This is a genomic window from Lysobacter niastensis (genome assembly GCF_015453285.1).
GTDB lineage: Bacteria > Pseudomonadota > Gammaproteobacteria > Xanthomonadales > Xanthomonadaceae > Lysobacter_J > Lysobacter_J niastensis.
Genome location: NZ_JADLZT010000010.1, coordinates 111751 through 133416, shown reverse-complemented (window position 1 = coordinate 133416; position 21666 = coordinate 111751). Strand labels below are relative to the sequence as shown.

The following is a 21666-nucleotide window of genomic DNA, read 5'->3' as shown; positions in this document are numbered from 1 at the left end:
CGGGCCGAAAGGGCAGGCACGGCCGAATCCTTGAGCCGCCATTCACCGAACGGCTGTTTAAGTATCCGGGCTGTACCGACAAGACATGAGTAATGGAGTGCCGATGAACATGCCGATGAACGTGCCGATGAAACGCCGCCGCCGACATCTGACCTGGCTGGTGGCGCTGCTGTCGCTGCTGCTTCCTTTGGCCGCCGCTGCGCAGCAGCAGGGCCTGGAGATCGACATCGTCGGCGGCAACGCCGCGGCCCTGCCCATCGCGGTCGTGCCGATGCCGTACCAGGGCAGCGCCGCCGCCCCGACCACCGACGTCGCCGAAGTGGTGGCCGCCGACCTCAACCGCTCGGGCCAGTTCCGTAGCCTGCCGGCGGCGCAGGTCGTCGAGAAGCCGACCCGCGGAGCGGAGGTCAACTACCCGACCTGGCGCGCGCTCAACCAGGATTACATCCTCGTTGGCCGCGTGCTCGATGCGGGCGCTGGCAGCTACCGCGTCGAGTACGAACTGTTCGACGTCGCCAAGCAGGAACGCCTGCTGGGCTTCGCCCTGACGGCGCGGGCCAATGCGATGCGCGACGTCGCCCACCAGGTCGCCGATGCGGTCTACGAGAAGATCCTCGGCGTGCGCGGCGCGTTCTTCACCCGCATCGCCTACGTCACCGCCACCGGCAGCGGACAGGGCTCGCGCTATGCGCTGATGGTCGCCGACTCCGACGGCTTCAACCCGCAGACCGTGGTGCGCTCCTCCGAGCCGCTGCTGTCGCCGTCATGGAGTCCGGACGGCAACCGCCTGGCCTACGTCAGTTTCGAAGGCGGCAGCTCGTCGATCTACATCCAGAACATCGGCACCGGCGCGCGTGACCTGATCGCCAAGTTCCGCGGCATCAATGGTGCGCCGTCGTTCTCCCCTGACGGCCGCAAGCTGGCGCTGACGCTTTCGCGCAGTGGCAACCCCGAGATCTACGTGATGGACCTGGGCAGCCGAGCGCTGACGCAGCTGACCAACCATTTCAGCATCGACACCGAGCCGACCTGGAGCGCCGACGGCAGCACCGTCTACTTCACCTCCGACCGCGGTGGCCGTCCGCAGATCTACCAGGTGCCGGCAGCCGGCGGCAGCGCCACCCGGGTGACGTTCCAGGGCAGTTACAACGCCAGCGCCAGCGTGTCGGCCGATGGCAAAAAGATTGCGACGGCCCAGGGTTCGGGCAACAACTACCGCATCGCCCTGATGGATAGCAGCCTCGGTTCTGCGCGCTGGAGCACATTGTCGCCAGGTTCGCTCGACGAATCGCCCAGCTTTGCCCCGAATGGCGCCATGATCATTTATGCTGCGCGCGAAGGCCGCCGCGGCGTCCTTTATGCCGTGTCCGCCGATGCCCGGGTGCGCCAGCGCCTGGTGCTCGCCGATGGCGATGTGCGCGAACCGGCTTGGGGACCCTTCCGTTTGCCGCGCTGAGCCGAATCACTTTGCTTGCCCCTGCCACGCATTGAATAAAAGACAAGGAACGACCATGAACACCACCTCCCGCATCCTGCTTACCGCCGTGCTGTGCACCGCGGCCGTCGCCTGCTCGAAGAAGGTCAAGGAAGAGGCCCCGCCGGCCGAGCCGACCCCGAGCGCGCCGGTCACCGAAGCCCCGGCTCCGTCGGGCCTGTACGGTCCGGAAGACCTCGACACCGACGCCTGCCTGCGTCAGCGCGTCGTGTACTTCGATTTCGACCAGGACGCGCTGCGTCCGGAGTTCCAGAACATCGTCGCCTGCCACGCCAAGTACCTGCGTGACCGTCCGTCCTCGCGCATGACGCTGGAAGGCAATGCCGACGAGCGCGGCAGCCGCGAGTACAACGTCGGCCTCGGCGAGCGCCGTGGCAACGCCGTGTCGTCGGCCGTCCAGGCCAATGGCGGTTCGGCCAGCCAGGTCACCGTGACCAGCTACGGCGAAGAGCGTCCGGTCTGCACCGACTCGAACGAGGACTGCTGGGCCAAGAACCGTCGCGTCGAGATCATCTACACCGCCAAGTAAGGCGGCGTCGGCAGATCGATGCGCAAGTTCGCACTACCTATCGCGTTCGCGGCGGCCCTCGTGGCCGCCGCGCCCGCGTTCGCGCAGCGCGCCAGCCTGGCCGATCGCGTCACCGCGCTCGAACAGCGGGCCGCCGACAACCAAGGCAACGTCGACCTGCTCAACCAGGTCAGCCAGCTGAAGTCCGAGATCCAGGCCCTGCGTTCGCAGGTCGAGGAACTGCAGCAGCTCAACCAGCAGCTGCAGCAGAGCGGCAAGGCCCAGTACCTGGACCTCGACGGTCGCCTCAACCAGCTCGAGTCCGGTGCGGTGACACCGCCGCCCGCGGCTCCGGCGACGCCGGCCAAGGCTCCGGCGACCAAGCCGGCGGCGGGCAAGCCCTCGGCATCGACCACGGACCGCCAGCCGGCGGTCTACGGCGACAAGGGCGCCATCGCCAAGGACGCCGGTGAGCGTAGCGCCTACGACACCGCCTTCAACGCGCTCAAGGCCGGGCAGTACGCCGAGTCCGCGCGGCTGTTCCAGGCATTCCTCGAGGCCTACCCGAACGGCTCCTACACCCCGAACGCGCTGTACTGGCTGGGTGAGAGCTACTACGTCACCCAGAATTACCAGCTGGCCGCCGTGCAGTTCCAGGCGCTGCTGGACCGCTTTCCGACCCACGACAAGGCCCCGGGCGCGATGCTCAAGGTCGGCCTGTCGCAGCTCGGCCTCAAGCAGGTCGAGGCCGCCGAGCGCACGCTCGCCGAGGTTTCCACGCGTTATCCGGGCAGCGACGCCGCCCGCACCGCCAGCGACCGCCTCAACGCGATCCAGCTCGGCCGTCTCCGTTAAAATAGACCCATGAACGCCGTCCCCGCCGAAGCGGCCGCAGCGTCGCCGGAGCGGCTGCGGATCACCGAGATTTTCCTGTCCCTGCAGGGCGAAGCCCGCAGCATCGGCTGGCCGACCGTGTTCGTGCGCCTGACCGGCTGTCCGCTGCGCTGCCAGTACTGCGATACCGCCTATGCCTTCCACGGCGGCGACTGGTGGCAGATCGACGACATCCTCGCCGACGTCGCCCGCCACGGCGCACGCCACGTCTGCGTGACAGGCGGCGAGCCGCTGGCGCAGAAACGCTGCATCGGCCTGCTGCGCCGCCTGTGCGACGCGGGTTACGAGGTGTCGCTGGAGACTTCCGGCGCGATCGATATCTCCGACGTCGATCCGCGCGTGTCGCGCGTGCTCGACATCAAGACGCCGGGCTCGATGGAAGTCCATCGCAACCTGTGGTCCAACCTGCCGCTGCTGACGCCGCACGACCAGGTCAAGTTCGTGATCTGCTCGCGCGAGGACTACGAGTGGTCAAGGGACATCGTCGCCGAGCACAAGCTGGCCGACGTCTGCGACGTGCTGTTCTCGCCGAGCTTCCACCAGATCAAACCCAGCGACCTCGCCGACTGGATCGTCGCCGACAAGCTGCCGGTGCGCTTCCAACTGCAACTGCACAAGATCCTCTGGAACGACGAGCCGGGACGCTGACGTCCCGCTTCGCTGCCCAGTCCGCAATGCCACGTCTCCATCGATTCCCGCCATCGCGGGAATGACGAATCCACGTTTTCAGCGCAGACCATGAAAAAAGCCGTCGTTCTCGTTTCCGGAGGCATGGACTCCGCCGTCGTCGTCGCCATCGCCCGCGACCTGGGCTATGACGTGCATGCGCTGAGCGTGCGCTATGGCCAGCGCCACACCTCCGAGCTGGATGCCGCCGACCGCGTGGCGCACAAGCTCGGCGCGATCGAGCACAAGACCGTCAACGTCGACTTGCGCAGCATCGGCGGATCGGCGCTGACCGACGAGGCGATCTCGGTGCCCACCGATGCCGACGGCCACGCGGTCGGACAGGCCGCGGCGAAAGACGCGATCCCGGTCACCTACGTGCCGGCGCGCAACACGATCATGCTGTCGGTCGCGCTGGGCTGGGCCGAGGTGCTCGGCGCCGCCGACATCTTCTGCGGCGTCAACGCGGTGGACTATTCGGGGTATCCCGATTGCCGGCCCGAGTTCATCGCCGCCTTCCAGGCGCTGGCCAACCTCGCAACCAAGGCAGGCGTCGAAGGCGCTGGCCTTCGCGTGCACGCGCCGCTGCAGTTCATGAGCAAGGCCGACATCGTGCGCGAGGGCATTCGCCTGGGCGTGGATTTCGCCGACACCGTGTCGTGCTACCAGGCCGACGGGCAGGGCCGTGCCTGCGGTCATTGCGATGCCTGCCGCCTGCGCGCGGAAGGCTTCGCCGCGGCCGGCGTCGCCGATCCGACCCGTTACTTCTGAGGCGGCAGGGAGTCAGCGGCACGCGAGCCGGCCATCCTCCTGCAGCAACGCAAGTGTCTTTGTTAGAATGCACCGCCGGCGCAATGCCGGCCGCGCTCGATGAGCGCCATGCGTCACCCCACGTGGGCCGTTAGCTCAGTCGGTAGAGCATCGGACTTTTAATCCGCTGGTCGATGGTTCGAATCCATCACGGCCCACCATCTAGTCCACATCCGTCGTTTCTCTCTCCCGCATCTGCGCAAAAGGCCTTGATTAGTCAAAGGCTTGGACACTCTCCTTTTGTCCCAGAGAGTCATAGGGATGGGGAGGGTGGCCGCCCAATCGTACCCGGGCTCCGCCCTCGGCGATGGGTGAACTCGAGAGTCAACGAACGCGTTCGTGCGTCGAACCACATTTGGACGCGGCGCCCGAACGGGCTACAGTTTTGGTACTGGGCGCTTGGCCGCAACGCAGCCAACTCGGCCGCCCGCACTATGACTGCCTAGCCGCCCGCCATGGTCGCACCACAGCACACGCCAACTCGAATCATGTTGCTCGAGGACGACGCGGAGCTGCTGCAGGACGTGCTGTTGCCTGGTCTGGCCGACTATGGCTTCGTCGTCGCAGGCGTGCAGTCGGCCGCCAAGCTGTATGAAGCACTTCGTATCAGCGACTTCGATGTCGTCGTGCTCGACGTGGGATTGCCGGATGCGGATGGCTTCAGCGTGGCCTAGGCGATCCGCGCGATGATGCCCGGCATCGGGATCATCATGCTCACCGGCCACGGTGCAACGTCCGACCAGGTGCGCGGCCTGAGCCAGGGCGCGGATGCCTACCTGGTGAAGCCGGCGCAAGTCGAGTTATTGGCCGCCACCGTGCACAGCCTGATGCGCAGACTGAAGGGACTTGCGCCACCCAGGGCGAGCAAGCAGTGGCAGTTCGAGATCAATGACTGGAGCATCGTGTCGCCCATGGGGTGCGCGATTCCGCTCACCAATACCGAGCAACGGGTAATGACGCGGCTGGTGTCGAGGCTTGGCCAGCTGGTGACGCGCGATCAACTGGTCTCGGCGGTCGCGGACAACGTGCACGACTTCGACCCGCACCGCATCGAGATGGTGATTCACCGCTTGCGGCGCAAGGTCCAAAGCCGATGCGGCGAACCGTTGCCACTGACATCCGTGCACGGCAAGGGTTACGTGCTGGAAAATGCGGTACGAACGGTCGACCGGCCGCCTGGAAAATGATCGGCGGGCGGCCGGTCGGCCGACCACTCGTTTCAACTCATCTCTGCGGACGGCAGGGTGATGCAGAACGAACTTCCTTGCCCCGGCGAGCTCTCGACCGTGATGTCGCCGCCCGAGGCAAGTACGATGTCGCGGATCACCGCCAAACCCAACCCTGTGCCACCGACAGCGGTCTTGGTGCTGAAGAACGGCTCGAAGATCTGGGCCTGCACGCCCGCATCCATTCCGTGGCCCGTATCGGACAGGACGATGCGTGCAGTGCCTGCAGCATTCCGCGACAGGTCGATCCGGAAACGTCCGCCTTCGGGCATCGCGTCGCGTGCGTTGGACGCGATGTTGATGATCATCAGCTCGAACTCGCTGCGGTCGAAGCGTATTGGCAGCGGCGCTGCGGCTTCTGGCAGTTCCAGGCTTACCGCATGCGGAAACAGTTGCCGCAGCATGGGCTGCATTCCGGCGACGGCCTGGACCGCGTCGAAAACCTGCGGCCTGGTCATGTCATGTCGGCTGAAGGACAGCAGCTTGCGCGTGATCGCAGTCCCGCGCTCCGCGGCACCTCCGATGTTGCTCAGCGTCTTGTCGATGGCGGCTTCCTGTTCGTCTCGTCGTTCGATATCGAGAATGCGATCGCGCTGTGACGCGTATCCGGTGATGACATGGAGTATGTTGCCGAAATCGTGGGCGATTCCGCTGGCGAGGCGGCCTGTAGCCTCCAGTTTCTGTGCGTGTATCAACTGCGATTGTGCGCGTTCGCGCGCCTGCATCTCGCGCTGCAGGTCGCGTCTATGCCCCTCAGACTCGGCCAGCGTCTCGCGCATGGCATTGACGGCGCGATCGAGGATCAGGGCAAGTACCAGTTGGCTTGCCACCACCGACAGCAAGTTGGCGAAGGATGCGTCGACTTCGGCAGCGCGTAGCAGATCGACCGCGAATCCCGCGGCAATGATCAGCTGCAGTGTGGCGAAGACCAGCCATAGAGACCGCCTGCCCAGCACCAGCCCGCTGATGACCAGCGTCATGAAAGGATCTATCTGTCGCGTTGACATCGCCTTGAAGCCGCCGAGCAGATAGTCGGCCAGCATTGCAATCAGGGCGGTGACCAGGTACAGCCTGATCGCCGACCTGAAGCGTCCAAGACGAATCATTCGTACAGCGAACAATTCCGTCATGGCAAGCGTCAGGGACATGACCATCGCCAGCGTGCCGCCTGTCGGCATGCCGACAAAGGCAACGTGGTAGCCCCACAACACGGGTGTCGCAATGCCCATGAACAGGAACAGCACCTGCATGGCCGGCGCGTTGCGCCGATCGACGGGGTCGCTGATCGGCACATCGTGCAGCCAGTGAAGAAATCGGTGCCAGGGGCTCAATGTGAGAATCCGGGAATAGGTACCGGGCCGGCGCATGCTTGCATGTTAAGAGGGCAATCCCATCGCCGGAACGTCGCCGCCGTACTGGGTGCGACATGTGAGCATTTGGTGAGCATGTCGTGAAGTTGGTGTGCGTGACAACGACATTCCCACCCTCTACGTTCGCAAGCACAGCCGGTGCCGGCTGCCCACGAACGACATGGGCAGGGTATCGGATGTCGTGCAGTCCCAGGAGTACTTAACCGGCTGCGCGCCCATCGACTTTGCCCAGGGTAGGGGCGGGTCCTAAACCGCAAACGACAAACCACGGCGATGACCGGCCTTATGTCCCGGCATCCGGGCCGGATGGCGTCGCTTGCCTTGGCGAACCGACGGGGTGTGGCGTTGATGAACATGTGTGACCGGCGGAACTGTTTCGTGGCGATTTCTTTTTCTTCTTGGGGAGTAACGAAGTGAGCAAGTGCATGAACATTCTTGGCGCCAGTGCGTTGGCGGTTGCCGTCGTCGGCGTGCTGTCTGCAACCCCGGGCAACGCTGCTCCGTCTTCCGCGGCGCCGCGTGTCAAAGGCCTCGTTGCCGAGCGCGTGCAGACCCAGTTCGACCGCTTCATCGTCCGCTACAAGGATGGCGCCGCCGCCCCGCGCACGCAGGCTGCCATCATGAGTTCGTTCAACACTCATGCCCAGCGCGCCGGCGTGGCCGGCCTGAAGATGGGCGCCAACGGCGTCGCCGTCGGGCTCACCTCACAGTACGTTCGCAAGATGGGCGTCGGTGCCGACGTCATCAAACTGTCGCGCAAGCTCGACGCCGCCGAAGCCAATGCGCTGCTCGCGCAGCTGCGTTCCGATCCGGCTGTCGCCTACGCCGAACCGGACCTGATGATGCAGGCGGTGGACTTCAATCCAAACGACAACCACTACGGCACGCTGCAGTGGCACTACCGCAATGTCTCCGGCGCCATCGGTGCCGGCGCTCCGCCGAACAGCGCCGGCGGCATCAACATGCCGAAGGCCTGGAGTGCAGCGATCACCAATGCCGGCAACACGGTGCCGACGCCCAATGGCGCAGGTGTGGTCGTGGCCGTGCTGGACACCGGCTATGTCGATCACGGCGACCTCGCCGCCAACATCGTGCCGGGCTACGACTTCATCAGCGCCTACGGCCAGGACCCGCAGAACCCGAACGTGGCCGGCGACGGCGGCGGCCGTGACGCTGACGCGCACGACCCCGGCGATTGGGTCGACAGCACGATGGCCTGGTGCGGTGGCTCGAGCAACAGCTCCTGGCATGGCACTCACGTGGCCGGCACGATCGCAGCGGTGACCAACAATGCGAAGGGCGTCGCGGGCGTGGCCTACAACGCCAAGGTCATGCCGGTGCGCGTGCTCGGTCATTGCGGCGGCCTGACCTCCGACATCGCCGATGCCATCACCTGGGCCTCGGGCGGCACCGTGCCGGGCGTGCCGGTCAACAATGACCCCGCCGAAGTGATCAACATGAGCCTGGGTGGTTCGGGCACCTGCCTGTCCACCTCGGTCACGCAGCTGGCCATCAACGGCGCGATTTCACGCGGCACTACCGTCGTCGTGGCCGCGGGCAACAACAACGCCGATGCATCGAGCAAGACGCCGGCGTCCTGCGCGGGCGTGATCACCGTCGGTGCCACCGGCGTCGACGCCTCGCGTGCGTACTACTCCAACTACGGCCTCAACGTGACCCTGTCCGCACCGGGCGGCGGCGCCACGGCCAGCGGCACGGCGCTGGATGCCAGCAACGTCATCTGGTCCACGCTCAACAGCGGCACCACCACTCCGGTGGCCAGCGCCGATGGCGGCGACATCTATGCCGGCTATGTCGGCACGTCGATGGCTTCGCCGCACGTGGCGGGCGTGGTCGCGCTGATCCAGAGCACCGCGGTGGCCGCCGGCCAGCCGGCGCTGACGCCGGCCCTGGTGCGCCAGGTGCTGACCAAGACCGCGCGCAGCTTCCCGTCTGCGGTGACGCCGCCATACCCGATGGGCGTGGGCATCGTCGACGCCAATGCGGCGGTGCTGATGGCCAAGGGCGTAGTGACGCCGGACCCGGCGACTGTGCTGACAAACCGTTCGGCGCGCCAGATCACCGTCGCCAGCAAGAGCCCGGTCTTCAACACGACCGCGGGTAGTAGCAACCTGTTCCTGCTGAGCAACGTGCCGGCCGGCAAGGCCAGCATCAACTTCCGCACCTACGGCGGCACCAGCACCAGCGACGTGGCCATTTACGTCAAGCGCGATGCGGCGCCGACGACCACCGACTACGACTTCAAGTCGGACAAGGCCGGTACCGCCGAAACGGTGATGCTGACCAATCCGGCGGCAGGCAATTACTACGTGCTGGTGGTGAACACCAAGGCCTCCGCGGACGAGTACGTCCTGGCCGCGTTCTGATCGCACCGCACGGCAGGTGAGTCGACCGGGGAGGCGTATCTCCTCGGTCTCTGCCTTCGAAATCCGCCGTCAGCGAAGCAATGCACCTGTCATCTGGCTCCATCGGCGCCGGAGCGGGCGGTTGCGTCGCTGACTTCAGGGGAAACGGGCTTCCGACGACTGGCCAGAGCGCCATCCGGGCCCGATATCCGCGAGAGGAAAACTACGTGAACAAGATCTACAGCAAGGTTTGGAACGCGGCGCTCGGCCAGGTGGTCGTGGCGTCGGAACTGGCCAGCAGCGACACCGTCGGCACGACCGGAGCCGCACGCGCATCGCTGGCCCGGCATCCCCTCGCGATTGCGCTGGTACTGATGCTGTCATCGGGCGCCGCAAAGGCCGGCGAGGGCGTCTATATCAGCGATGGCACCGACGCGGACTGCGTCGCCGTGCACGATGACGGCACCGCCGCGGTGACGCCGGTATCCGATGCCGTGCGTTGCGGCACCGCCGATGCCTCCACTCAGACCAGCCGCGTACTGTTCTACGGTAGCGGCTCGGACGCCAACTCGCTCAGCCTGGGCGGCGTGCTCAGCGTCAACAGCGGCCACGTCAACCTGGGTGGCGGCGCGAGTGGCAACATGAGTATCGGCAATGACGTGACCTCGGCCACGGGTGGCAATGCCACCGCGATCGGCTCGGCGGCGTCGGCGGCCAATATCAACACCATCGCGATCGGAACCGGCGCGACGTCGCTCGGCACCAGCGCGATCGGCATCGGAGACGGTGCGTTTGCGCTCGATGACAACAGCATGGCCTTTGGCGTTCGCAGCGCCTCGCTCGGTCTGGAAAGCACCGCGGTCGGCTTCCAGAGCAACACGCTCGCCAACTATGCCACCGCGATCGGCGGCAACAGCTTCGCAATGAGCCTGGGCAGCACGGCGTTGGGCTACAACACGACCGCCACCGGTACCAAGAGTTCGGCCGTCGGCTACGGCGCATCCGCGACGAACACCAACGGCGTCGCCATGGGCCAGTCGAGCCTGGCGAATGGCTATGAGTCGATCGCGATCGGCTCGGCCACCCGCGCCCTCGGCACCTGGAGCGTGGCCATTGGCGGGCTCAGCCAGGCCAATGGCACCAGCACCACCGCCGTGGGTGACTCCTCGTCGGTCAATGGCCACGAGTCCACGGCGTTGGGCGCGGGTGCGCGCGTCGGGCGCATTGCAAGCACGGCTGGCGGTGCGGATTTCGTCGGCCAGGGCACCGCAGTCGGTGTGGGGGCGAGTGTGTACTCTCAACAAAGCGTCGCGCTGGGCTACGCATCAACGGCCGGCCAGTTGGCCAACCCGGGCGACTTCGGCAATGTCGCGATCGGTTCGCAGTCCAAGGCGTCCTACGTGTATTCGGTTGCAATCGGATACCTGTCCAGCGCCAACGCATTCGGTTCCACCAATTTCGGTGAAGAGTCCTATGGCGGCGTTGCGCTCGGCACCGATACCGCTGCAGGCCGCGTGGGCACGGCAGTGGGTACCCGAGCCAAGGCGCTTGGCGACCAGCAGGTCGCGATCGGCTATGAAGCGGGTCAATTCGCCACCCCGGATGGCACGCTGAACAACAGCGTCAACAATGCCGCGGTGGGTGCGCAGGCGGGCCAGAAGGTGGACGGCTTTGGCAACGTCGCCATGGGCGGCGACGGCGCGATGACGCAGGGGGCGATTGACAAGAACGACATCGCTGGCGCCGGTTCCGATGTCTTCGGCAACGACAACGTCGGCATAGGCACGCTTGCCGGCCAGCATGTTACGGGCAACGACAACATCGCTCTCGGCCGCGCCGCCGGCAGCGGCGTCGCAGTCCCGGTCGACAGCAACGGTGACGGCATCATCGACATCAACGACGACCCGCTGATCACGACGCTGACGGTCGACGACACTGTCGCCATCGGCAACGGCGCGCTGGCCAACCAGGACCGCGCGATGGCGCTGGGGACCAACGCAAAGGTCACCGTCACCGACGGTGTCGCCATCGGCAGCGGCTCGCTGGCCAGCACCGCCGCCGGTGCGATCGGTTTCGATCCTTCGACGGGCTTGCCGTCCACGAACACCGGCAGCGCCTGGGTCAGCACGCTCGGCGCGGTCAGCATCGGCGCCGATGCCAATGGCGACGGCGTGTTCGAGAGCACTCGGCAGGTCAGCGGCGTGGCCGCGGGCACGCAAGCCACTGATGCGGTCAACGTCGCGCAGCTGCAGGCAGCGCAGGCGGAAGCAACTTCTCACTACGCCAGCGTCAATGACGGCGGTACCGCCGGCGGCAACTGGGCCAACGACGGCGCTATCGGCATCAACAGCGCGGCGATCGGCGTGAATGCCGCAGCCATCGGCGACGACAGCGCGGCCGTCGGCAGCAGCAGCGTCGCCGTGGGCAGCCAGAGCGTGACGTTCGGCTATCAGAGCAATGCGCTGGGTAACCAGTCGATGGCGATGGGCGGCCAGAGTTTCGCGCTGGGGGCTGGCTCGGTCGCGCTCGGCTACACCTCCACCGCGGTCGGCGACTACAGCATTGCCCAGGGTTACGGAGCGGCCGCAGGCAACTTCCGCGACATCGCCATCGGCTACATGGCCGCGTCCGATGCAGGCTCCACCGTCATCGGCCAGGGTGCCTACGGCAACGGGCAGAGCGTGGCCGCCGGTTGGAACGCGCGCGCGAACGGCGGCGTGTCGGTCGCGATCGGCTTCAACGCCAAGACCACGGGCGCCTACGGCATCGCCGTCGGCATCAATACCGAGGCCTACGTCGGCGCCGTGGCGATGGGCAACGGCTCCCTGGCTACTGATTACGGCGCCTCTGCCATCAATGCCGTTGCCCGGGGCAGATACTCGACCGCGATGGGTTACGGTGCCAAGGCGATGACCCACTACTCCGTCGCGCTCGGCGCGGCCAGCGTGGCCAGCGGTCAGTCCACGGTCGCCATCGGCGGCAACTTCGATGCGTACACCTCGGCCGCAGCGACCGGTGCGTTCGGCGTGGCGCTCGGTGCAGGCAGCACCAGCACCGCCCGCTACGCGACGGGCCTGGGCACGCACAGCCTGGCTGGCAAGGACCTGCAGAGCGCCACCAATGCCGATTTCACGACGGCGGTTGGCGGGGAAGCATGGGCCACCGAAGACGGTGCCAGCGTGTTGGGCTACAACAGCTACGCGCAGGCCGTGAACTCGACGGTGCTGGGTTCCAATGCCTGGACCACGAAGGGGGCGACGAACAGCGTCGTGCTCGGTGCCGGCTCGCTGGCCGATCGTGCCAACACGGTGTCGGTCGGTGCCGACAACAACTGGACCGATGCGGCCGGCGTGGTGCACGCCGCCATCGACCGCCAGATCACCAACGTCGCGGCCGGTACGGAAGCGACCGACGCGGTGAACAAGGGACAACTGGACGACGCCATCGCCACCGTCGGCGGTAACGTCGGCGTGCTCGATGCCGCTGCGGTCAAGTACGACGACTCGACGACCAAGGATGCGATCACGCTGGGTGGCGCCGAAGGCACCGTGCTGAACAACGTCAAAGCCGGCACCAGCGCGCTGCAGGCGGTCAACTTCGAGCAGTTGTCGTCGGTGGCGGCGCTCCTCGGTGGTGGCGTCGAGTCCTATGGCAACGGCCTGTTCGGAAGCCCTGCGTATGCCATCCAGGGCAGCACCTACGGCAACGTGGGCGATGCGTTCGCGGCCGTCGATGGCCTTCTGGGCAGCCTGACCACGCGAGTGTTCAATCTCGAGCAGGCGCCGGGACTGGGCCTGCCGATGGGCGATGGTGCCGGCCTGGCGATTGGTGAAGGCAGCCATGCGCAGGACGGCCGCGACACGGCTTATGGCACCGGCGCCCGCGTCGATGCCGACGGCAGCACGGCGGTCGGCAGCAATACGTCGATCAGTGCAGCGGCGACCAACGCGGTCGCGGTCGGTGCCGATGCCAGCGTGACCGCGGCCAGCGGTACGGCAGTGGGACAGGGTGCCTCGGTGTCCGCGCAGGGTGCGGTTGCGCTCGGCCAGGGCTCGGTGGCGGATCAGGCCAACACCGTGTCGGTGGGCAGCGCGACGCAGCAGCGCCGCGTGACCAACGTCGCCACTGGCACCTCTGCGACCGATGCTGCCAACGTCGGCCAGATGCAGGCCGGTGATGCGCAGGCCGTGGCCACGGCCCGTGCCTACACCGACACCACCGCGACGCAGACGTTGACGCGTGCCAATACCTACACCGACGGCCGCTTCCAGGCGCTGAGTGACCAGTTCACCGGCCTCAGCAACGAGATCGGCATGCGCCTGGGCAAGCAGGACGAGCGCATCGACCGCCAGGGTGCAATGAACGCCGCAATGATGAACATGGCGATGAACGCTGCGAACACGCGCAGCGAGCGTGGCCGCCTCGGTGTCGGTGCTGGCTGGCAGAACGGCGAAAGCGCGCTGTCGGTCGGTTACTCGAAGGCGATCGGCGAACGCGCGTCGTTCTCGATCGGCGGCGCCTTCAGCAGCGACGACCAGTCCGCCGGCGTCGGCTTCGGCGTGGACCTGTAAGCAGCAGAGCGTGAAGTCCTCCGGCCGGCCGGTCTCCGGCACCGGCCGGCCGCGAGGATCCACGATTACCGAAGATGGCTTTTTTTCTGGTTGGAACCGCATGAAACGTGCAGTAGCTATCGTCCTTCCCGCCGTGCTTGTCGCGAGCTTGCTTGGCGCCGCACCGGCTTCGGCACAGAGCCGTCAAGCGCAGCCTTCGCAGCCCTCGCCACAGGCCCAACGGGTGCCGCCTGCGGCGGCTGTCGTCGATCCCAACTCGATTGCCGGCTGGGCTGGTCAGGCGATCGCGCTGATCGACGCCGGCCAACTCGCGCAACTTTGGGACGGCGCCTCCGCTGTCGCGAAGAAGCAGGTGAAGCGTGAGGAATTCATCGCGGCCGTGCAGGCTGCGCGCAAGCCGCTGGGCGCGGTCTCGGCGCGTGAGTGGAGCGTGGTGCGCCGGCAGCGCAATCCCGGCAATGACGACGTTCCAGCCGGCGAGTACGCCAGCGTCGAAACCATCGTGCAGTTCGCGGGCAACCGCGTCGGAACCGAACTGGTGACATTCCGCAAGGACGAGGACGGAACCTGGCGCTTCGCAGGCTACGTCCTGCGTTGATAGGTGGCACGCAGGTCAATCAATGCGGCCGCGTCAGCTCCAGCAGGTCGCGGATGCGCGTGCCTTGGCCCGGGTCGAACGACAGTCCCATGTGGTCCACCGCGATGCGCGCGACGTGGGCGTGGACCATGATCGGTTCATCGTTGTCCTTCTGGAAGAACAGTTTCAGCGGCGCACCGTCGCCGGGCATCCAGTCGGTGGGCAATGCGACGCACGCCCCGCCACGGGAGAGGTTCAGGATGGTGGCCTCGTGCTGCCCGCCGTTGGGCGTGACCATCGCCGCCATCAACACGTCCTGGCGGGGATTGCGGCGTCGGTCGGTGTCCTTGCTCATGGGCCGTTGCTCGTGCCGTGGCTTCGCGTTAATGCGTGGAGAAAATCGTGCCGACGCATCACGCCACGCGGGAAACGCTCCCGCACGGCAGGTCTAACGGGGCGCGCGAAGGGCCCCGGACATGGGCTCAGCGTCCCAATGCCGGCGATGGCGACGGGTGCACCTCATCCCTGAGCCATGCGGCGGTGTTCAGGGCACGTGGTCGAACAGGTGCTGCAGCACCGCGTCGCCGTAGCGGTCCAGCTTGCTCGCGCCGATGCCGGGCACCCGCGCCAGTTCATCCAGGTCGTCCGGCGCTGCCTCGGCGATCGCACGCAGCGTGCTGTCGTGGAAGATCACGTAGGCCGGCACGTTTTGCTCGCGCGCAGTGGCCGCGCGCCATTGCCGCAACGCGTCGAAGCGGATCTGAGAGTCCATGTCCAACTCAATCGCCGCGCCGGCCGACACGCTGCCGCGGGATTTGCGGCCGCGTGGCGCCTTGGGCGCTTCGGCGCGGAACATCAGCGAGCGTTCGCCACGCAGCACCGGGCCGCTCAGCGCGGTCAGTCGCAGCGCACCGTGGTGCTCGACGTCCGCCTCCAGCAATCCGCCCGCAACCAGTTGGCGGAACACGCCGCGCCATTGCCGCTCGTCCAGGTCAGCACCGATGGACCAGGTGCTCAGGCGCTCGTGCCCGTACTGCTTCGCCTTGTCGGTGGCGACGCCGCGCAGCACGTCGATAAGATGTCCGGCGCCGAAACGCTGGCCGGTGCGGTACACGCAGGACAGCGCCTTGCGCGCGGCCTCGGTGCCGTCCCAACTGCGTGGAGGTTCGAGGCAGTTGTCGCAGTTGCCGCAGGCGCCGGGATGCGGTTCACCGAACCAGCCAAGCAGCGCCTGGCGCCGGCACTGCGTGGATTCGCAGTAGCCGAGCAGGGCGTCGAGCTTGCCGAGTTCCAGGCGCTTGCGCTCCTCGCCGGCCTCGCCCTGCTGGATCAGCTGGCGCAGGTTGACCACGTCGCCGAGTCCGTAGCTCAGCCAGACCTCGGAGGCCGCGCCATCGCGTCCGGCACGTCCGGTTTCCTGGTAATAGCCTTCGATCGACTTGGGCAGGTCGACATGCGCGACGAAGCGCACGTCGGGCTTGTCGATGCCCATGCCGAAGGCGATCGTCGCGACCATCACGATGCCGTCCTGCTGCAGGAAGCGGCGCTGGTTGGCCGCGCGCAGCGAGGCCTCCATGCCGGCGTGGTAGGGCAATGCATCGATGCCGGCGATCTGCAGTTGCTCGGCGACGGACTCGACGCGCTTGCGCGAGAACGCATAGACGATGCCGCTCTCGCCGCGATGGCTCGCCAGGAAATCCAGCAACTGGCGCACGCCTCCACCGTCCTTGTGCACGACGCGGTAGCGCAGGTTCGGGCGGTCGAACGAGCTGACGAACTGGCGTGCATCCTCCAGCGCCAGCCGTTCGGCGATCTCACGCCGGGTCGGCGCGTCGGCGGTGGCGGTCAGGGCGATGCGAGGAATGTCCGGCCAGCGCTCGTGCAGCACGGTGAGCTGGCGGTACTCCGGGCGGAAATCGTGGCCCCATTGGGAGACGCAGTGGGCTTCGTCGATCGCGAACAGCGCGATGCGCGCGCGTTCGAGTAGAGACAGGAAGCGGCCGGTCAGCAGGCGCTCGGGGGCGACGTAGAGCAGGTCGAATTCGCCGGCGAGCAGCTGTCGCTCCACCTCCGCTGCCGCGGACGCGTCGAGTGTCGAATTGAGGTAGGCCGCGCGCACGCCGAGCTGGCGCAGCGCTTCCACCTGATCCTGCATCAGCGCGATCAGCGGCGAGACCACGAGGCCGCAGCCATCGCGCAGCAGGGCGGGGAGCTGGTAGCACAGCGACTTGCCGCCGCCGGTGGGCATCAATACGAGGGCGTCGCCACCGCCGGTGACGTGTTCGACGATCTGCGCCTGTTCGCCGCGGAATCCGGTGTGGCCGAAAATCCGGCGGAGCAAATCAAGGGCAGCGTCTGACATGCGCCTAGTTTACCGGTGGCGAGGGCCGGGGCTGCCGGAAATACCTGAACTGCCGGAGGGCGGTTGCCGCATTCACCCTCACCCGACCCTCTCCCGCGCGCGGGAGAGGGGGGCAATCCGCTCCTTTGGGTTACTCCAGCAGCGAGCGCAGCATCCAGGCGTACTTCTCGTGGGTCTGCAGGCGCTGGGTCATCAGGTCCACGGTCGGATCGTCGCCAGCATCGTCGGCGATCTTGAGGACCTTGCGCGCGGTGCGCGCCACGGCTTCGTTGCCGACCGTCAGCTGGCGTACCATCTCGCGCCAGTCCAGGGTCTCGGTGAGGCCCGGTTCCTCGGGGATCGAGCTCAGCCGGATGAACTCCGCGTACGAACCCGGTGCGTTGTAGCCCAGTGCGCGGATGCGTTCGGCGGTCTCGTCCAGCGCGTTCCACTGTTCGGTGTACTGCGCCTCGAACATCACGTGCAGGCTGTTGAACATCGGGCCGGTGATGTTCCAGTGGAAGTTGTGGGTCTTCAGGTACAGCGTGAAGCTGTCGGACAGGAAGCGCGACAGCCCTTCGGCGATCTTCTTGCGGTCGCTGCCGCTGATCCCGATATCGATGGCGGGCGAGGCGTTCCCGGCCGGGGCCTTGGGGCTGCTGGTCTTGGCGGTCTTCTGTTTTGCCACGGGCATCTCCCTGGGGGGTATTGCGGTGACAATAGGCATTGCCGCCCGCGGTGTGAAATGGTTTTTAGCTTGCAGTGCGATCGATGAAATCAATGGATCCGGCGCAGTCTAGGCAGGACGATGTCAGCAATGCGTTACGCCAGGCCCGGCGCGCCATCGATGGCGCGCTGAGCCGCGACCGTGGGCGGCTGCACGGCCTGTGGTCGCGCTGGAGCGGCAAGCCCGGCGATGGCCGCGCCCGCGACGCGTTCGCGCAGGCACTGGCGGCCTCGGTCGCGCAACGCGAGGCGCGCGCGCTGGCGCTGCCCAAGGCCGAGGTCGATCCGGCTTTGCCGATTGCGGCGGAAGCGCAGCGCATCGTAGAACTGATCCGCGCACACCCGGTGGTGGTCATCGCCGGCGAAACCGGTTCGGGCAAGACCACCCAGTTGCCCAAGCTCTGCCTCGCCGCCGGCCGCGGTGCGGCGGGCATGATCGGCTGCACCCAGCCGCGCCGCATCGCCGCGCGAGCGGTTGCCCGTCGCGTCGCCGAGGAGCTGCAGACGCCGCTCGGCGCCGCCGTCGGCTACCAGGTGCGTTTCACCGAGAACGTTGGCGAGCAGACCGCGGTGAAGTTCATGACCGACGGCATCCTGCTGGCCGAGATCCAGTCGGACCGCTGGCTGTCGCAGTACGACACGCTGCTGATCGACGAGGCACACGAACGCAGCCTCAACATCGACTTCCTGCTGGGCTACCTCAAGCAGCTGCTGGTCAAGCGCAAGGACCTGAAGGTCATCGTGACCTCGGCCACGATCGATACCGAGCGATTCTCCGCGCACTTCGGCGATGCGCCGGTGGTGAACGTGGAGGGTCGCGGCTATCCGGTGTCGGTGCGTTATCGGCCCTTGGAGGGCGAGGGGGAGGACGATGGCGACCGCACCGTCAACGAAGGCATCGTGTCTGCCTGCGACGAGATCACCAGGGAGGACCCGCGCGGCGACGTGTTGATCTTCCTGCCGGGCGAGCGCGAAATCCGCGATGCCCACCTGGCGCTGGAGCGCCGCAAGTACCGCGAGACCGAAGTGCTGCCGCTGTACGCGCGGCTGTCGGTGCGCGACCAGGACCGTGTGTTCAACCCCGGCCCTAAGCGGCGGATCGTGCTGGCCACCAACGTCGCGGAAACGTCGCTGACGGTGCCGCGCATCCGCTACGTCGTCGATCCCGGACTGGCGCGCGTGAAGCGCTACAGTCCGCGCGGAAAGCTCGACCGCCTGCACATCGAGCCGGTGAGCCAGGCCAGCGCCGACCAGCGCAAGGGCCGCTGCGGCCGCATCAGCGAGGGCACCTGCTACCGGTTGTATTCCGAGGCCGATTTCGACTCACGCCCGCGCTACACCGATCCGGAAATCCGCCGTGCCGCGCTGGCAGGCGTGATCCTGCGGATGTTGTCGCTGGGACTCGGCGGAATCGAGGATTTCCCGTTCCTCGAACCGCCGGATCCACGTGCGATCGCCGACGGCTGGCAGCAACTGGCCGAACTCGGTGCGGTCGACGCCGGCACCGATGACAGCCGGCGCAAGCTCACCCCCACCGGCAAGCTGATGGCGCGCCTGCCGGTCGACGTGAAGCTGGGACGCATGCTGGTCGCGGCGCAGCACCACGGCGTGCTGCGCGAGATGCTGGTCGTGGCTTCGTTCCTAGGAATCCAGGATCCGCGCGAACGGCCGGCCGACCAGCGTGCCGCCGCCGACAACGCGCATGCGCAGTTCGCCGATCCGCGTTCGGAGTTCGTCGGCATCCTCAAGCTGTGGGACGCCTACCAGAGCGCACACGAGGAACTCACCCAGTCGAAGCTGCGCGGCTGGTGCGAGAAGCATTTCCTCGGCTTCCTGCGCATGCGCGAATGGCGCGAACTGCATCGCCAGCTCAAGTTGATGGCCGAGGAGCTGGGGTGGACGGGCCAGCGAGGCGGTGAGGCGTCTGCCGGCGATCCGAAGCCCGCAGCGTCCCGTCGAGCACGTCAGCCGCGCACGACACAGGAGCAGCAGGTTGCACAGGAGCCACAAGCTTCCGAGTTCGACCAGGCCGCCTACGCGCAGCTCCATCGCGCGCTGATGGCCGGTTTGCCGACGCAGATCGGCTTCCGCGGCGAACGCGGGCTGTACGACGGCCCGCGCGGCCGCAAGTTCCAGTTGTTCCCGGGCTCGCCGCTGTCGAAGAAGCCGCCGCCGTGGGTGCTGTCGGCGACGCTGCTCGACACCGAGCGTGTCTGGTCGTTGACCAACGCCTCGATCGAGCCCGACTGGGCGATCTCCGAACTGTCGCACCTTCTGGCGCGGCGCCAGCACGATCCACGCTGGTCGCGCTCACAGGGGCGCGTCATCGGCAGCGAGCAGATCAGCCTGTTCGGGCTGGTGCTCGCGCCGAAGCGGCCGGTGCATTACGGCGCGTTGTTCCCCGAGGAGAGCCGCGCGATCTTCGCACGCGATGCGCTGGTGACCGGCGAGATCAACACGCGCTGCGCGTTCCTGCCGCGCAACCTCGCCACGCTGGCGAAGGCGCGTGAGGAGGAGGCCAAGCAACGCCGCGGCGGCCTGGTCTCCGACGAGGACTGGATGGCGCAGTGGTACCTCGACCGGTTGCCTGCGCATGTCCACAACACGCAGGCGCTGGATGCCTGGTACGGCAAGCTCGGCGCCGCCGAAAAGGCAGCGCTGGAATGGTCGCTGTCCGACCTGATGGCCGGCGACGAAAGCGATGCGGTGCGGTTCCCGCCGTACCTCGCGCTCGGCAATTCGCGCCTGGCCGTGAAGTACCGCTTCGAGCCCGGCTCGCCTGACGACGGCATGACGCTCGCGGTACCGCTGCACCTGCTCAATGCGCTGGATCCGACGCGGCTGTCGTGGCTGGCGCCGGGTTTTGCCGCGGACAAGGCCGCGGCGCTGATCAAGACGCTGCCGAAGACGCTGCGCCGCAACTTCGTGCCGGCACCGGACTTCGCGCGCGCCTTCCACGAAGCCCATTCGCAGCCCAGCGCCGACAGTTTTTCCGGCGAGCTGGCGCGCTTCCTGCACAAGCTCACCGGCGTGGCGGTGTCGGCAACCGACTTCGATGAGCCCTCGCTGGAGCCGCACCTGCGCATGAACCTGCGCCTGCTCGATGCAGCGGGGAAGGGCGGCGGCCAGGTGCTGGCGGAGTCGCGTGATCTCGACGACCTGCGCCGCCGCTTCGGCGAACGCGCCGCTGCCGCATTCGCGGCACGTGCGGCCGAAGGCCTGGCGCAGCAGCAATTGACCGCGTTTCCGGAAACGCCGATCCCTGCCTCGGTGGCGGGCGCAGGTGGCGTACCGGCGTATCCGGCGCTGCACGACGATGGCGCGAGCGTTTCGCTGCGCGTGCATGCCGAGCGCGACGTGGCCCGGCGCGAGCACCCGCGCGGCGTGCGGCGGTTGCTGGCGATCGCACTGGCCGACAAGCTCAAGCAGGCGCGCAAGCAACTGCCGGTGACGCCGAAGACGGGTTTGCTGTATGCCTCGATCGAATCGGCAGCGCCACGCGCACGCGGTGAGGACGGTGCGACGCTGAAGGAAGGCGATCGCCTGCGTGCAGACCTCGTCGACGGAGCGTTTGCATCGCTCACCGGCGAAGGACTCGACGATATCCGCGACGCCGATGCGTTTGCCGCACGTCGCGACGCCGTCTCCAGGCAAGTCTTCGCGGAAGCCATGGAGCGGCTGAAGCAGGCGGAAACCATCCTCGCTGCGGTGGCGGAGGCGCGCGCCAAGCTGGAATCGCCGCTGATGGGCTGGGCCAGCGGCAACCTCGACGACATGCGCGCGCACCTCGCGTCGCTGACGCCGCCGGGGTTCCTGCGCAGCGTGTCGGGCGACGTGCTGCGCGAGTACCCGCGCTACCTCAAGGCGCTGGCATTACGCGGCGAACGTGCATTGCGCGACCCGGTGCGCGACCAGGCCCGCATGCTGGAGCTGAAGCCCTTCGTCGACGCGCTGCTGCGCGCGTACGAGGAAGGCGAGGCCGATGCGCCCGAGTGGCAGGCATTGCGTTGGGACCTGGAGGAACTGCGCGTGTCGTTGTTCGCGCAGGAACTGGGAACGCGCGGCGGCGTGTCGCCGAAGAAGCTGGCGCAACGACTGCAATCGTTGCGCCGCTGA

General features: G+C 67.1%; 14 protein-coding genes, 1 tRNA gene and 2 pseudogenes. 13 read left to right on the top strand and 4 right to left on the bottom strand.

Translation table 11 applies throughout. The annotated features are described in order from the left end of the window. Positions 1-127: 127 nt before the first annotated feature. The 8 genes from tolB to IU514_RS16640 all read left to right on the top strand — a co-directional run bounded on the left by tolB (position 128) and on the right by IU514_RS16640 (position 5560). On the top strand, positions 128-1456 hold the full coding sequence (gene tolB / locus IU514_RS16670; RefSeq protein ID WP_194932310.1) for a Tol-Pal system beta propeller repeat protein TolB: 1329 nt from the start codon (positions 128-130) through the stop codon (positions 1454-1456). Between the two features lie 55 nt (positions 1457-1511). Further along, on the top strand, positions 1512-2024 hold the full coding sequence (pal, locus tag IU514_RS16665) for a peptidoglycan-associated lipoprotein Pal (protein WP_194932264.1): 513 nt from the start codon (positions 1512-1514) through the stop codon (positions 2022-2024). An 18-nt stretch (positions 2025-2042) separates the two neighbouring features. Then, entirely contained in the window at positions 2043-2858 is an 816-nt protein-coding gene (gene ybgF, locus IU514_RS16660) for a tol-pal system protein YbgF (protein WP_194932263.1), read from the top strand. Positions 2859-2867: 9 nt separating this feature from the next. Next, a complete protein-coding gene (gene queE, locus IU514_RS16655) occupies positions 2868-3545 on the top strand; it encodes a 7-carboxy-7-deazaguanine synthase QueE (protein ID WP_194932262.1) in 678 nt (225 codons plus the stop codon). A 90-nt stretch (positions 3546-3635) separates the two neighbouring features. Then, entirely contained in the window at positions 3636-4334 is a 699-nt protein-coding gene (queC, locus tag IU514_RS16650) for a 7-cyano-7-deazaguanine synthase QueC (RefSeq protein ID WP_194932261.1), read from the top strand. A 124-nt stretch (positions 4335-4458) separates the two neighbouring features. Continuing rightward, positions 4459-4534 (top strand) — tRNA-Lys (locus IU514_RS16645). Between the two features lie 327 nt (positions 4535-4861). Further along, positions 4862-5047, top strand: coding sequence for a response regulator (locus IU514_RS19050; RefSeq protein WP_228760811.1), 186 nt, complete (start codon positions 4862-4864; stop codon positions 5045-5047). A 12-nt stretch (positions 5048-5059) separates the two neighbouring features. After that, positions 5060-5560, top strand: a complete 501-nt coding sequence (locus tag IU514_RS16640; protein WP_228760810.1) for a response regulator transcription factor — start codon at positions 5060-5062, stop codon at positions 5558-5560. 32 nt (positions 5561-5592) lie between these two features. Here IU514_RS16640 and IU514_RS16635 read toward each other — a convergent pair whose 3' ends face one another. Continuing rightward, positions 5593-6930, bottom strand: coding sequence for a sensor histidine kinase (locus IU514_RS16635; protein ID WP_194932260.1), 1338 nt, complete (start codon positions 6928-6930; stop codon positions 5593-5595). 464 nt (positions 6931-7394) lie between these two features. Here IU514_RS16635 and IU514_RS16630 point away from each other — a divergent pair, with 464 nt between their 5' ends. The 4 genes and pseudogenes from IU514_RS16630 to IU514_RS16620 all read left to right on the top strand — a co-directional run bounded on the left by IU514_RS16630 (position 7395) and on the right by IU514_RS16620 (position 14504). Then, entirely contained in the window at positions 7395-9356 is a 1962-nt protein-coding gene (locus IU514_RS16630) for a S8 family peptidase (RefSeq protein WP_194932259.1), read from the top strand. 80 nt (positions 9357-9436) lie between these two features. After that, positions 9437-12772, top strand: a pseudogene (locus IU514_RS16625) (ESPR-type extended signal peptide-containing protein); the annotation flags it as partial. A gap of 378 nt (positions 12773-13150) precedes the next feature. Next, a pseudogene (locus IU514_RS19300) lies at positions 13151-13906 on the top strand (YadA-like family protein); the annotation flags it as partial. A 10-nt stretch (positions 13907-13916) separates the two neighbouring features. Beyond that, entirely contained in the window at positions 13917-14504 is a 588-nt protein-coding gene (locus tag IU514_RS16620; RefSeq protein WP_194932257.1) for a DUF4019 domain-containing protein, read from the top strand. A gap of 19 nt (positions 14505-14523) precedes the next feature. Here the strand turns inward: IU514_RS16620 and IU514_RS16615 are convergent, their stop codons facing one another. From IU514_RS16615 to IU514_RS16605, 3 genes are all read right to left on the bottom strand, one after another. Further along, complete coding sequence (locus IU514_RS16615; protein WP_194932256.1) at positions 14524-14838, bottom strand: PilZ domain-containing protein; 315 nt, start codon at positions 14836-14838, stop codon at positions 14524-14526. A 189-nt stretch (positions 14839-15027) separates the two neighbouring features. Further along, on the bottom strand, positions 15028-16845 hold the full coding sequence (gene recQ / locus IU514_RS16610) for a DNA helicase RecQ (protein WP_194932255.1): 1818 nt from the start codon (positions 16843-16845) through the stop codon (positions 15028-15030). Between the two features lie 130 nt (positions 16846-16975). Continuing rightward, entirely contained in the window at positions 16976-17512 is a 537-nt protein-coding gene (locus IU514_RS16605) for a Dps family protein (RefSeq protein ID WP_386760719.1), read from the bottom strand. A gap of 92 nt (positions 17513-17604) precedes the next feature. Between IU514_RS16605 and hrpA the strand changes: the two genes are divergently transcribed. After that, complete coding sequence (gene hrpA, locus IU514_RS16600; protein ID WP_194932309.1) at positions 17605-21666, top strand: ATP-dependent RNA helicase HrpA; 4062 nt, start codon at positions 17605-17607, stop codon at positions 21664-21666.